This is a genomic window from Isoptericola sp. NPDC019693, assembly GCF_044389085.1.
Lineage (GTDB): Bacteria > Actinomycetota > Actinomycetes > Actinomycetales > Cellulomonadaceae > Isoptericola.
Window position 1 is genome coordinate 619,297 of record NZ_JBIRXP010000003.1, and the last position, 12,383, is coordinate 631,679.

Annotated in this window: 11 protein-coding genes; 5 read left to right on the top strand and 6 right to left on the bottom strand. The window is 74.7% G+C overall.

Annotated features, from left to right (window positions below; genetic code table 11):
- Positions 1 to 27: 27 nt before the first annotated feature.
- The 3 genes from ACH436_RS11930 to ACH436_RS11940 are packed head-to-tail and all read right to left on the bottom strand — an operon-like array spanning position 28 to position 1,927.
- Positions 28 to 669, bottom strand: coding sequence for a carbonic anhydrase (locus tag ACH436_RS11930; protein ID WP_430560394.1), 642 nt, complete (start codon positions 667 to 669; stop codon positions 28 to 30).
- Positions 666 to 1,640 carry a carbohydrate kinase gene (locus ACH436_RS11935; protein ID WP_430560395.1) on the bottom strand — a complete coding sequence of 325 codons (975 nt, stop codon included), beginning with the start codon at positions 1,638 to 1,640 and terminating at the stop codon, positions 666 to 668. The genes ACH436_RS11930 and ACH436_RS11935 overlap by 4 nt, the downstream gene beginning before the upstream one ends.
- On the bottom strand, positions 1,637 to 1,927 hold the full coding sequence (locus tag ACH436_RS11940; protein WP_430560396.1) for an exodeoxyribonuclease VII small subunit: 291 nt from the start codon (positions 1,925 to 1,927) through the stop codon (positions 1,637 to 1,639). The genes ACH436_RS11935 and ACH436_RS11940 overlap by 4 nt, the downstream gene beginning before the upstream one ends.
- A gap of 102 nt (positions 1,928 to 2,029) precedes the next feature.
- On the opposite strand from ACH436_RS11940, the gene ACH436_RS11945 reads away from it, so the two are divergent.
- A complete protein-coding gene (locus ACH436_RS11945) occupies positions 2,030 to 3,649 on the top strand; it encodes an ATP-binding cassette domain-containing protein (RefSeq protein WP_430560397.1) in 1,620 nt (539 codons plus the stop codon).
- 4 nt (positions 3,650 to 3,653) lie between these two features.
- Here the strand turns inward: ACH436_RS11945 and ACH436_RS11950 are convergent, their stop codons facing one another.
- The gene (locus ACH436_RS11950) at positions 3,654 to 4,805 is read right to left on the bottom strand and encodes an epoxide hydrolase family protein (protein ID WP_430560398.1); all 1,152 of its coding nucleotides are present in this window, start codon (positions 4,803 to 4,805) and stop codon (positions 3,654 to 3,656) included.
- 61 nt (positions 4,806 to 4,866) lie between these two features.
- On the opposite strand from ACH436_RS11950, the gene ACH436_RS11955 reads away from it, so the two are divergent.
- Positions 4,867 to 5,829 (top strand): helix-turn-helix transcriptional regulator, encoded by a 963-nt coding sequence (locus tag ACH436_RS11955; RefSeq protein ID WP_430560399.1) that lies wholly within the window; start codon positions 4,867 to 4,869, stop codon positions 5,827 to 5,829.
- Here the strand turns inward: ACH436_RS11955 and xseA are convergent.
- On the bottom strand, positions 5,795 to 7,087 hold the full coding sequence (xseA, locus tag ACH436_RS11960) for an exodeoxyribonuclease VII large subunit (RefSeq protein WP_430560400.1): 1,293 nt from the start codon (positions 7,085 to 7,087) through the stop codon (positions 5,795 to 5,797). The genes ACH436_RS11955 and xseA overlap by 35 nt on opposite strands.
- A gap of 99 nt (positions 7,088 to 7,186) precedes the next feature.
- On the opposite strand from xseA, the gene ACH436_RS11965 reads away from it, so the two are divergent.
- On the top strand, positions 7,187 to 8,230 hold the full coding sequence (locus tag ACH436_RS11965) for a 4-hydroxy-3-methylbut-2-enyl diphosphate reductase (protein ID WP_430560401.1): 1,044 nt from the start codon (positions 7,187 to 7,189) through the stop codon (positions 8,228 to 8,230).
- A 27-nt stretch (positions 8,231 to 8,257) separates the two neighbouring features.
- Here ACH436_RS11965 and rmuC read toward each other — a convergent pair whose 3' ends face one another.
- Positions 8,258 to 9,847: a DNA recombination protein RmuC gene (rmuC, locus tag ACH436_RS11970; protein ID WP_430560402.1), complete on the bottom strand. Its 1,590-nt coding sequence runs from the start codon at positions 9,845 to 9,847 to the stop codon at positions 8,258 to 8,260.
- Positions 9,848 to 9,919: 72 nt separating this feature from the next.
- On the opposite strand from rmuC, the gene ACH436_RS11975 reads away from it, so the two are divergent.
- Together ACH436_RS11975 and ACH436_RS11980 are read left to right on the top strand one after the other, a co-directional pair.
- Positions 9,920 to 10,744, top strand: coding sequence for an ABC transporter ATP-binding protein (locus ACH436_RS11975; protein WP_430560403.1), 825 nt, complete (start codon positions 9,920 to 9,922; stop codon positions 10,742 to 10,744).
- Positions 10,714 to 12,315 carry a hypothetical protein gene (locus ACH436_RS11980; protein WP_430560404.1) on the top strand — a complete coding sequence of 534 codons (1,602 nt, stop codon included), beginning with the start codon at positions 10,714 to 10,716 and terminating at the stop codon, positions 12,313 to 12,315. The genes ACH436_RS11975 and ACH436_RS11980 overlap by 31 nt, the downstream gene beginning before the upstream one ends.
- Positions 12,316 to 12,383: the final 68 nt, after the last annotated feature.

A 12,383-nucleotide genomic window follows, 5' to 3' on the forward strand; every position in this document is an offset into this window, starting at 1 on the left:
GCACGGGCGTCCCGAGCGGACGGGGGGTCAGGCGGCGGCCGGCTGCTCGCCGACCTCGCCGTCGACCGCGACGAGCCGCGCGCTGCCGTCGTCGAGGTCGTAGACGACGCCGACCACGGCGAGACGGCCCTCGTCGACGGCCGTGGCGATCGCGGCCGAGTAGCCGCGCAGCAGCGCGACGGTGTGCTTGACGTGCTCGGTGCGCAGGACGTCCGGGTCGATCGGGCCGGTGACGCCCTGGCGGCTCGTGAGCTCCGCGACGGACGGGATGACCTTGTCGACCACCGCGCGCACGAAGCCCGGGGGCTGCTCGCCCGTCGCGAGCGTGTGCGCCGTCGCCGCGACCGCGCCGCACGAGTCGTGACCGAGCACCACCACCAGGGGCGTGTGCAGCACCTCCGTGCCGTACTCGATGGAGCCCAGCACCGTGGTGTCCACGACGTGGCCCGCGGTCCGCACGACGAAGACGTCGCCCAGGCCCTGGTCGAAGATGATCTCGGCCGCCACCCGGGAGTCCGAGCACCCGAAGATCACGGTGTGCGGGTGCTGCACGGTGCGCAGCTCGTGGCGGCGGACGGCGTCCTGGTCCGGGTGCTCCGGCGCGTCGCGCACGAAGCGGCCGTTGCCGGCCCGCAGCCGGGCCCAGGCTTCGGTGGGGGTGAGGGTCATTCCTGCTCCTTCGGTGTGGTGCGGGCGTCGGCCGCGGCCTGGGCGACGCCCTTCCGGGCGACGAGCTCGCGCTCCCACGGAGGGTTCGCGCCCGCTCGGGAGACGGTCACGGCGGCCACCGCGGCGCACCGCGCCAGCAGGGCCTCGGTGTCGGCGACGGGGAGGGCCCGCAGCGCCTCGCGGCGCCCGGCGCCCAGCAGCCCGGCGGACCACAGCCCGTCGAGCAGGGCGCCCATGAACGAGTCGCCCGCGCCGACGGTGTCCACGACGTCGACGCGCGGGGCGGTGACCGTGACCTCGCCCGCGGAGGTGATGCCCGTCGCGCCCTCGCCGCCGAACGTCACGACGACGAGCGCCGGGCCGGTGCCCTGCCAGGCCCGGGCGACGTCGAGCGGGTCGCGCTCCGGGTAGAGCCACGCCAGGTCCTCGTCGCTGACCTTCACGACGTCCGAGAGCGCGACGATCTCCTCGACCCGCGGCCGGACGACGTCGGCGTCGCCCATGATCGCGGGCCTCGCGTTGGGGTCATAGGTCACCGTCGACGTCGCCCGGGCGACCTCGACCAGCCCCCGCACGTCGGCGTCCCCGGGCGGGAGCATCGCGGCGATGGAGCCGGTGTGCACCGCGAGCGTCTCGGCGGTGGCGCCCGCGTCCGCGGGCACCTGCCACTCGAGGTCGAACTCGTAGGTCGCGGCGCCGGTCTCGTCGAGGGTGGCCTGTGCGACGCTCGTGCGCGCCGCGCCGTCGCTGCCCGGGGCCAGGGCCACGCGGGACTCCGCGAGCCACGACCGGACGTCGTCGCCGCGCGCGTCGCGGCCGAGCCAGGTCGCGAGCCGGACGTCGCGGCCGAGACGCCCGAGCGTGAGCGCGACGTTCGCCAGGCTGCCGCCGGGGTGCTCCTCGCTGGTCCCGTCGGGGCGGTGCACCGCGTCCACCAGCGCCTCGCCCACCGCGAGGACGTGGGCGCTCACGCGTCGTCCTCCTCGTCCTCGTCGGTGCCGTCGGTGCCGTCGGCGCCGGACGGGGTGGCGGACGAGGCGGCCTGTGCCGCCGCCAGCCGCTCCCGCGCGCCGTCGAGCCACTGCTGGCAGCGGGCGGCCAGCGCCTCGCCACGCTCCCAGAGGGCGAGCGACGCTTCGAGCGGCTCGCTGCCGGCCTCGAGCCGGGCGACCACCTGGACGAGCTCGTCGCGCGCCTCCTCGTAGCTCAGCGCGGCGACGTCGGCGGGGAGATCGGGGGTGGGGTTCGCATCCGTCACGGGGGACAGTCAACCGCACCACCCTCGCACCACCACAACGGCGTCCGTCGACCGGGCGGAAATGCCTTGCGACCGGGCCCCGGGTCGGGCAGCGTGCGCGGCATGGGTCATCTGGAGGTGGCGCACGTCGAGCACGTGCTGCCGGACGGGCGCACGCTGCTCGACGACGTCTCGTTCCGCGTCCCCGAGGGCAGCGCCACCGCGCTCGTCGGCCCCAACGGCTCCGGCAAGACCACGCTGCTGCGGCTGCTGTCCGGGGACCTGGTGCCGCAGGCGGGCTCCGTCACCGTGACGGGCGGGCTCGGCGTCATGCGCCAGTTCGTCGGCTCGGTGCGCGACGGGTCGACCGTGCGCGACCTGCTCGTCGACGTCGCGCCGCCGCGGATCCGCGACGCGGCGCGCGCCGTCGACGCGGCCGAGCTGGCGATCATGGAGGTCGACGACGAGCCCGCCCAGCTCGCGTACGCGCAGGCGCTCGCCGACTGGGCCGAGGCGCGGGGGTACGAGGCCGAGACCCTGTGGGACGTGTGCACCGTCGCCGCCCTCGGCGTCCCGTACGAGCAGGCGCGGTGGCGCGAGGTGCGCACCCTGTCGGGCGGCGAGCAGAAGCGGCTCGTCCTCGAGGCGCTGCTGCGGGGCCCGGACGAGGTGCTGCTGCTCGACGAGCCGGACAACTACCTCGACGTGCCCGGCAAGCGGTGGCTCGAGGACCAGCTGCGCGGCACGCGCAAGACCGTCCTCTTCGTGTCGCACGACCGCGAGCTCCTGGCGCGGGTCGCCGACCGGATCGTGTCGCTGGAGCCCGCGCCGTCCGGCGCGGACGCGTGGGTGCACGGCGGCGGCTTCGCGACGTTCCACGAGGCGCGGCGCGAGCGGTTCGAGCGGTTCGAGGAGCTGCGGCGGCGCTGGGACGAGAAGCACGCGCAGCTCGTGCGCCTGGTGCGCGAGCTGCGCCAGGCCGCCGCCAACAGCGACGCCATGGCCTCGCGCTACCGCGCGGCCCAGACCCGCCTGAGCAAGTTCGAGGAGGCCGGCCCGCCGCCCGAGCCGCCGCGCGAGCAGGACATCCGGATGCGGCTGCGCGGCGGCCGCACGGGCGTGCGGGCGCTGACCTGCGAACGGCTCGGCCTCACCGGGCTGATGCAGCCGTTCGACCTCGAGGTCTTCTACGGCGAGCGTGTGGCGGTCCTCGGGTCGAACGGGTCCGGCAAGTCGCACTTCCTGCGCCTGCTCGGCGGGGACGACGTCGCGCACACGGGCGAGTGGCGGCTCGGCGCGCGCGTCGTGCCCGGCGTCTTCGCGCAGACCCATGCCCACCCGGAGCTGTTCGGGCGCACGCTGACCCAGATCCTCTGGGAGGACCACGCCCGCGACCGCGGCGCGGCCATGTCCGTGCTGCGGCGCTACGAGCTGACCGTCGCCGCGGACCGCGCGTTCGACCGCCTCTCAGGCGGCCAGCAGGCGCGGTTCCAGATCCTGCTGCTCGAGCTCGCCGGCTGCACCGCGCTGCTGCTGGACGAGCCCACCGACAACCTCGACCTGGCCAGCGCCGAGGCCCTCCAGGACGGGCTGGAGGCGTTCGACGGGACCGTGCTCGCGGTGACGCACGACCGGTGGTTCGCGCGCTCGTTCGACCGGTTCCTCGTGTTCGGCGCGGACGGGACCGTGCGCGAGACGCCCGAGCCCGTCTGGGACGAGGGCCGGGTCGCCCGCGCACGGTGACCGGTCAGGACCGGCCGGTGAAGAACGCCCGCAGGTCGTCCGCCAGGAGCTGCGGCTCCTCCATCGCGGGGAAGTGCCCGCCCTCGGTGTGCTCGACCCACTGGTCGATGGCGCCCCAGGCGTTGAACACCTTCGCCATCAGCGGGTGGGTGTCGAAGACCGACCACGCGGAGGGGACGTCGGAGGCCGACAGCCAGTCGAGCCCGGAGTGCGCGGCCTCGTAGTAGAACTGCGCGCTGGACGCGCCGCTGCGCGTGAACCAGTACAGCGAGACGTTCGTGAGGAGCTGGTCGCGGTCGACGGCCTCGTCCGGCGTGCGGGACGCCGGATTCGTCCACGTCTGGAACTTCTCGGCGATCCAGGCGAGCTGCCCGACGGGGGAGTCGCTGAGGGCCGCGCCGATCGTGTCGGGGCGGTGGTTCTGCAGCTCGAAGTAGCCGTGCTCGTCGGCGTCGGCCGCACGGACCGCCTCGAGCTGGGCGACCTCGTCGTCGGTCAGGCCGTCCGGCATCGGGTACGCGTCGCCCACCATGCCGAGCGACCGGCCGTCGCTCCCGACGTGGGTGCCGATCACCCGCTGCGGGTACACCGCGGCGAGCCGGCCGGTGGTGCCCGCGCCGATGTCGGTGCCGTGCACGGCGAACCGGTCGTGGCCGAGCCGCGTCATGATCTCGGCGTACGCCTCGGTGGTGCGGGCCACCTCCCAGCCGGTTCCGGACAACGGCGCGGAGAAGCCGAACCCGGGCAGGGACGGCACGACGACGTGGAACGCGTCCGTGAGCAGCGGGATCAGGCGCTGGTACTCGACGAACGAGCCCGGCCAGCCGTGGCACAGCAGCAGCGGCGTCGCGTCGGGGTTCGCCGAACGGGCGTGGACGACGTGGAAGGTCTGTCCGTCGACGACCGTCGTGACCTGCTCGAACACATTCAGGGCGGCCTCCTGGGCGCGCCAGTCGAAGCCGTCGCGCCAGTACTCGGCGAGCTCGCGCAGGTACGGCAGCGGGATGCCGCGGCTGAAGTCGGTGCGGTCGTCGCGGCCGGGCACGGGCAGGGGCCAGCGGGTGCGGGCGAGGCGGTCGCGCAGGTCGTCGAGGTCCGCCTGCGGGACGTCGACGCGGAAGGGGACGAGGGCGGCGTTCGCGGTGTTCTCGTTCATGTCTCCACACTCCCTGAAAACGCGGACGATTTTCTTCCGCATTCGCTGAGAAGATCGCACGATGATCGAGACCTCCGCCCGGCTCCTGCAGCTCCTGTCCCTGCTGCAGCTCAAGCGCGACTGGACCAGCGGCGAGCTCGCCCAGCGACTGGAGGTCAGCACCCGCACGGTGCGCACGGACGTGGGCAAGCTGCGCTCGCTCGGCTACCCGGTCGAGGCCCGACCCGGCGTCGCGGGCGGGTATCGCCTGGCCGCCGGCTCCGCGATGCCGCCGCTCGTGCTGGACGACGACGAGGCGGTCGCCGTCGCGGTCGGCCTCGGCGCCGCGGCCCGCGCGTCGTTGGGGGCGGGGGAGACCGCGCTCACGGCGCTCGCCAAGCTCGAGCAGGTGATGCCCGCGCGGCTGCGCCGTCGCGTCGAGGCGGTCCGGGAGGCGACGAGCGTCGTCCCCGGCGGTGACCCGGCCCTCGACCTCGAGGTGCTGGGTGCGGTCGCCGCCGCGATCCGCGCGGGCGAACGTCTCCGCTTCGGCTACACCAGCTGGGACGGCGCGGAGTCGTCCCGGCACACCGAGCCGCACCGCGTGGTGGCCTGGGGCGCGCGCTGGTACCTGCTGGCCTGGGATCTCGACCGGGTCGACTGGGGCGTCTTCCGGGTGGACCGGATCACGCCGAAGCCGCCGACGGGCGCCCGCTTCCGCCCGCGCGAGATACCGGAGGAGGCCGTGCTGCGGCACGTCGTGTCCCGCGTGGGGCGGGCGACCTGGCGCTACCGCGCCACGATCCTCGTGCACGCGTCGGCCGAGGACGTCGTCGCGCGGATCGGTTCCCCGCTCGAGGTCGAGGAGGTCGGCCCGGACCGGTGCCGGCTCGAGGTGGGCAGCGACGACCCGGACCGGCTCGCCCTGTGGGTCACCCAGCTCGGCACGGACGTCGAGGTGCTCGAGGGGGAGGAGCTGGCCGCGGCGTTCGACCGGCTGGCGGAGCGGCTCAGGCGGGCGGCGCGGGTGCGGACGTCGCGGTGACGGCGGCGTCCAGCGATCCCTCGGCGACGCGGACGTGGACCAGGTCTCCCGGCTCGACGTCCCGGCTCGTGCGCACCACGTGCCCGTCCGCGCGCTGCACGACGGCGTAGCCGCGCTCGAGCGTGGCCTGCGGCGAGAGCGCCCTGACCTGGGCGCCCAGGCGCCCGATCTCGCCCGCGGCGCGCAGCAGCGCGGCGTCGAGGCAGTGGCGTGCGTGCCGCAGGTGCTGGACGAGCTCGCGCTCGCGCGCGTCGATCGTCGTCTGCGGGCGGGCGAGCGCCGGGCGCGAGCGCAGCGCGTCGAGTCCGTGCTGCTCGCGCTCGACCCGCCCGGCGACGGCGGCGCGCATGCGCCGGCGCGCCTGCTCGAGGCGCAGCCGTTCCTCGGCGACGTCGGGCACGACCTGCTTCGCCGCGTCGGTCGGGGTGGACGCACGGTGGTCCGCGACGAGGTCGAGCAGCGGCGTGTCCGTCTCGTGGCCGATGGCGCTCACCAGCGGCGTCGTGGCGGCGGCCGCCGCGCGCACGAGGGCCTCGTTGCTGAACGGCAGCAGGTCCTCGACCGAGCCGCCACCGCGGGCGACGACGATCACCTCGACCTCGGGCCGGGCGTCGAGCTCGGCGATCGCGGCGCTCACCTCGCGCACGGCGTCGACGCCCTGCACCGCGACCTCGCGGATCTCGAAGCGCACCTGCGGCCAGCGGGCGCGGGCGTTGACGACGACGTCGTGCTCCGCCTTCGACTCGCGCCCGCACACGAGGCCGACGACGGCGGGCAGGAACGGCAGCGGGCGCTTGCGGTCGAGGTCGAACAGGCCCTCTGCGGCGAGCACGCGGCGCAGCTGGTCGATCCGGGCGAGCAGCTCGCCGACGCCCACCTGGCGCACCGCCGTCGCGCGCATCGACATCCGGCCCGTCTTGACCCAGAACTCGGGCTTGGCCTGCACCACGACGTGGTCCCCGACCTCGGGCTTGTGGTGCAGGCCCTCGTAGATCCGGGACAGCAGGTGCACGGGCAGGGACGCCTCGGCGTCGGTGTCGCGCAGCGTGACGAACTGCATCCCGGCCCGGGGCCGGTAGGTGTGCTCCACGACCTGGCCCTCGACCCACACGGTCGACATCCTCGCGACGTAGTCCCGGATCTTCGCGGACAGCAGCCGCACCGGCCACGGGCGCTCCGCCGTCGTCTCGCGGGCGACCTCGGGCAGGGGCTGCGGATGGGAGGGCTGCTGGGACGTGTCCGACACGGCGTCCAGCATGCCCCACGCCCCCGACGAGCCCGGTACCGGGACCGGTCACCAGCGCACGGTCATGCGCCCGTCACAGGACGTCCACACGGGCGCACCTAGACTGGCCGCGTGACTGTGACCAGCCCGGCTCCCGCCACCCCGACGACCACCAAGCGCGTGCTCCTCGCCGCGCCGCGCGGCTACTGCGCGGGGGTGGACCGTGCGGTGGTCGCGGTCGAGAAGGCGCTCGAGACCTACGGCGCACCGGTGTACGTGCGCAAGGAGATCGTGCACAACAAGCACGTCGTGGAGACGCTGCGCGACCGCGGGGCGATCTTCGTCAACGAGACCGACGAGGTGCCCGAGGGCGCCCGGCTCGTGTTCTCCGCGCACGGCGTCTCGCCCGCGGTGCGCGCGTCGGCCGCGGCGCGCAGCCTCGACACCATCGACGCCACGTGCCCCCTGGTGACCAAGGTGCACAAGGAGGCCGTCCGGTTCGCCAACGACGACTACGACATCCTCCTCATCGGCCACACCGGGCACGAAGAGGTCGAGGGCACGGCGGGCGAGGCGCCCGACCACGTCCAGGTGGTCAACTCCCCGGACGAGGTCGACCAGGTGCAGGTCCGCGACCCGCAGAAGGTCGTGTGGATCTCCCAGACCACCCTGTCCGTCGACGAGACGATGGAGACGGTGCGCCGCCTGCGCGTCCGGTTCCCCGAGATGCAGGACCCGCCCTCCGACGACATCTGCTACGCCACGCAGAACCGCCAGGTCGCGGTGAAGAAGCTCGCCCCGGAGTGCGACGTCGTCATCGTCGTGGGCTCCGCGAACTCGTCGAACTCGGTGCGCCTGGTCGAGGTGGCGCTGCAGGCCGGCGCCCGCACCGCGTACCGGGTGGACCGCGCGACCGAGATCGAGGATGCCTGGCTCGACGGCGCCGCCACGGTGGGCGTCACGTCCGGCGCGTCGGTGCCCGAGATCCTGGTCCAGGACGTCATCGCCCACCTGGACGACCACGGTTTCGGGGACGTCGAGGAGGTGCGCACCGCGACCGAGGACCTGATGTTCTCCCTGCCGCGCGAGCTCGCGCGCGGCCTCAAGGCCGCCGGCCAGCAGGAGCAGCGGCCCCGCCGCGGCGCGCGGACCTCGCTCCCCGTCGAGCCCGCCTGACGCCGGCGGCCGCTGCGGCCGCCGGGCTCAGCCCGCGGCCGACTCGTCCTCCTCCTCGGGCGCGCTCGCGCGCTCGAGGTCGCGCTGGGCGGCGTCGACGAGCGACTCGACCGAGTCGCCGCGCGTCCCCGTGCGGTCCTCGTCGGCCGACAGGGTGCCCAGGTCGACGACGAACCCCTCCTCGACGGCCAGCAGCTCCGGCTTGGTGACGGCGCGGGTCGTGTCCTCGACCGCCTTGAGCGGCTCGATCGCCTGGCCCGCGTCCACGACCTTGAGCTCGACCATCCGCCGCGCCTGCGGCAGCACGCGGGTCTCCAGCGAGCCGACGAACGAGTTGTAGTGCTTCGTGGCGGCGGTCATCGACTGGCCGAGCTTGGTGATGCTCTTCGTCATGGTGACGATGCGGGCGTACAGCTCCTTGCCCGTCTGGAGCACCTTCTGCGCGTCCTCGGCGATGGCGTCCTGCTGCCAGGCGTAGGCCACGGTGCGCAGCATGGCCACGAGCGTCATGGGGGTGGCGACGAGCACCCGCTTGCGGATCGCGGTCTCGAGCAGGTCGGGCTGGCGTTCGACGGCCGCGGCCAGGATGGGCTCGGCGGGGACGAACAGCACCACGAACTCGGGGGCGGCGTCGAACTGCGACCAGTAGGCCTTGCCCGCGAGCACCTCGACGTGCTTGGCGAGGTCCTTGGCGTGGGCGTCGAGCTCCCGGTCGCCGTCGGCGGGGCTCTCCGCCTGCTGGGCGCGCAGGTACGCGCTGAGCGGCACCTTCGCGTCCACGACGATGTTCTTGCCGCCCGCCAGGCTGACCACGAGGTCGGGGATCAGCGTCTCGCCCTCCGCCGTCGTGCGGTGCACCTGGGCCTCGAAGTCGACGTGGTCCATCATCCCGGCGGCCTCGACCACGCGCTTGAGCTGGAGCTCGCCCCACACCCCGCGCGTCTGGTTCGAGCGCAGCGCCGAGACCAGGTCGCTGGTGCCGACCCGCAGCTGCGCGTTGACCGTCTCGAGCTGACGCAGCTGCTCGGTGAGCGCCGTGTGCCCCTGCAGACGCGCCTGCTCGGCGGTGTCGACCCGGGCGTTGACCTTGTCCAGGGTCTTGCTCATCGGGTCGAGCAGCGCGCGGATCGCCTGCTCCCGCTGGGCGAGCGTCTCGTCGTTCTTCTGCGTGCTGCGGCGCAGCCGCTCGTCCGCGAGGTCGAGGAACTGCTTCTGGTTGGCCGTGAGCACGTCGTTCGCGAGCGCGCGGAACCGCTGCGCGGCGGCGTCCTGGTCGCCCTTCGCCTCGGCGAGCTGCTCCTCGAGGTGCTCCCGCACCTGCGCGAGCAACCGGTCGGCCTGCTCGCGTGCCTCCGTCACCCGGCGGTCCGCCTCGTCGCGGGCCTGCGCGCGCTGCTCGGCGAGCCGGCGGTCGCTCTCCTCGGCCGCCTGCGCGAGGCGGCTGCGCAGCTCCGCGGCGTCGCGCCGCAGGACCTCGAGCTCACCGTGCTCCTGGACCCGCTGCAGCTCCTGCGACCGGCCCGCCTTGGCGACCCGGGTCGCGTGCCACAGCCAGCCCACCAGCACTCCCACGCCGAGGGCGCCGAGGATGAGGGTCACTGCGAGGCTCGTCGTCATGGGCCACACGGTGTCACGGAGCACCGACACGTCCGAGCCCCCACGCGGCGCCCCGACCACTACGGTTGACCCGTGAGCGACCAGACCGGGCCGCCGCCCGCCGCCCCCGCCCCCGTCCCTCCGCCCGACCTCACCGCCGCGCTCAGCCTGCGCGGCCTGTGGAAGCGCTTCGGCCAGAAGATCGCCGTCGCGGGCGTGGACCTCGACGTCCCCGCCGGCTCGTTCTTCGGCCTCGTCGGTCCCAACGGCGCCGGCAAGACGACGTCCCTGTCGATGGCGACCGGCCTGCTGCGGCCGGACTTCGGCGCGGTGCACGTGCACGGCACGGACCTGTGGGCGCGGCCGGACGAGGCGAAGTCCGCGCTCGGCGTGCTGCCCGACGGCGTGCGGCTCTTCGACCGGCTCACCGGGGCCCAGCTGCTCACCTACGCCGGGCTGCTGCGCGGGCTCGACCGCGCCACCGTCGCGGAGCGCACCGAGGACCTCCTGCAGGCGATGGACCTGGCCGGCGACCGCGACACGTTCGTCGTCGACTACTCGGCCGGCATGACGAAGAAGATCGGCCTCGCGTCGGCGATGATCCACGCCCCGCGCGTGCTCGTGCTGGACGAGCCGTTCGAGGCGGTCGACCCCGTGAGCGCGGCGAACATCCGGGACATCCTGCACGCCTACGTCGACGACGGCGGCACCGTGGTCGTCTCGAGCCACGTGATGGACCTGGTGCAGCGCATGTGCTCGCACGTCGCGATCATCGCCGGGGGCCACGTGCTCGCGGCCGGGACGGTGGCCCAGGTGCGCGGGGAGCAGAGCCTCGAGGACCGCTTCGTCGACCTCGTCGGCGGCCGTCGGGAGACGGAGGGACTGGCGTGGTTGCGCAGCTCGTCCGCCTCAAGCTGACCCTCCTGGCCAACACGTTCCGCCGGAGCGTGTGGCAGACGATCGGGCTGGTCATCGGGTCCCTGTACGGGCTCGGCGTGCTGGTCCTGGTGGTGGCGGCGGCCGTGGTCGGCGGCACGGCCGACCCCGTCGTGGCGGGCCAGGTCGTCACCGTGGCCGGGGCGCTGGTCGTCCTCGCGTGGTGGGTCGTGCCGGTCTACACGTTCGGCGTCGACGCGACGCTCGACCCCCGCCGCTTCGTCACCTTCGCCATCCCGCGGCGCACGCTGCTGGCCGGGCTCGCGCTGGCCGGGCTCGTGTCGATCCCCGCCGCCGTGACGGCGCTCGTCGCGCTGGGCGTCTCCTTCGCCTGGTGGCGCCAGCCGGCGGCGCTCCTCGCGGCGCTGGTCGGCGGGGTGCTCGCGACCGCGCTGTGCGTCGTCGGGTCCCGCGCGACGACGACGGTGCTCGCGCCGCTGCTCGACTCCCGGCGGTACCGCGAGGTGGTGGCGGTGGCCGCGGTCGTGCCGCTGCTGCTCGTCGGGCCCGCGATCGGCTGGCTCGCCGACGGCGTCGAGGTGACCGCGGGCGGCTCGGACGCCGACGCGCTGGGGGCGGCGGTCGCGTCGCTCGCCGGCGTCGTCGGCTGGACGCCGCTGGGGGCGCCCTGGGCGCTGGCGTCGGCGGTGCACGCCGGACAGTGGGGCCTGCTGGTGGCCAGGCTCGGGATCTGTCTCGCGACGCTCGCGCTCGCGGCGGTGGTCTGGGACCGAGCCCTCGCGCGCGAGCTCGTGACGCCGCGCGGCGGCGGCTCGTCGGCGGCGGCCGCGAAGGGGCTCGGCTGGTTCGGCCGGCTGCCGGCCACGCCGCTGGGCGCGGTGGCCGCACGGACCTCCACCTACTGGCTGCGCGACCCGCGGTACGCGGCCTCGGTCGCGATGGTGCCGCTGCTGCCGCTGGTGCTGCTCGCGGTCGGCACGGCCAACGGCGCCGGCGGCGGGCTCCTGCTCGTCATGGCGCCCCTGGTCGCGTGGCTGCTCGGCTTCGGCATCTCGAACGACGTGGGCTACGACAACACCGCGTTCGCGCTGCACGTCGCGACCGGGGTCCCCGGGCGGGTGGACCGGTGGGGGCGGGTGCTGCCCGTGCTGGTCGCCGGGGTGCCGCTGACCGCGGCGTTCGCGCTGGTCGGGTGCGCCGTGGCCGGGCGGTGGGACGCGCTGCCCGCGCTGCTCGGCGTGACGGTCGGCACGCTGGGGGCGTCGCTGGGGATCTCGAGCGCGGTGTCCGCGCGGCTCGTCTATCCCGTGCCCAAGCCGGGGGAGAGCCCGTTCAAGTCGCCCCAGGGCGCCACGATGGCGACCATGCTCGCCCAGATGGCGGCGATGGGGATCACGCTCGCGGTGAGCCTGCCCACGCTCGGGCTCGCCCTGCCGGCGATCCTGATGCCGCAGGCGGCGCTCGGCTGGGCGGCGCTCGCGGTCGGGGTCGTGACGGGGGTGCTGGTGCTGCTGCTGGGGGTGCGGTGGGGCGCCCGCACCTACGACCGGCGGTTGCCGGAGCTGCTGCAGCAGGTGATGGCCTTCGGGTGACGCCCCGGCGGCCTCGTGCGGCGGTTCGTGACGGGGCGGTCATGGGCTCACCAAGGATGCTTTGCGAC

What these genes read in the sequence shown, in the direction of transcription:
- ACH436_RS11930 (WP_430560394.1), bottom strand. Translation starts at nt 669, where the DNA reads ATGACCCTCACCCCCACCGAAGCCTGGGCCCGGCTGCGGGCCGGCAAC.
- rmuC (WP_430560402.1), bottom strand. Translation starts at nt 9,847, where the DNA reads ATGACGACGAGCCTCGCAGTGACCCTCATCCTCGGCGCCCTCGGCGTG.
- ACH436_RS11955 (WP_430560399.1), top strand. Translation starts at nt 4,867, where the DNA reads ATGATCGAGACCTCCGCCCGGCTCCTGCAGCTCCTGTCCCTGCTGCAG.
- xseA (WP_430560400.1), bottom strand. Translation starts at nt 7,087, where the DNA reads ATGCTGGACGCCGTGTCGGACACGTCCCAGCAGCCCTCCCATCCGCAG.
- ACH436_RS11950 (WP_430560398.1), bottom strand. Translation starts at nt 4,805, where the DNA reads ATGAACGAGAACACCGCGAACGCCGCCCTCGTCCCCTTCCGCGTCGAC.
- ACH436_RS11945 (WP_430560397.1), top strand. Translation starts at nt 2,030, where the DNA reads ATGGGTCATCTGGAGGTGGCGCACGTCGAGCACGTGCTGCCGGACGGG.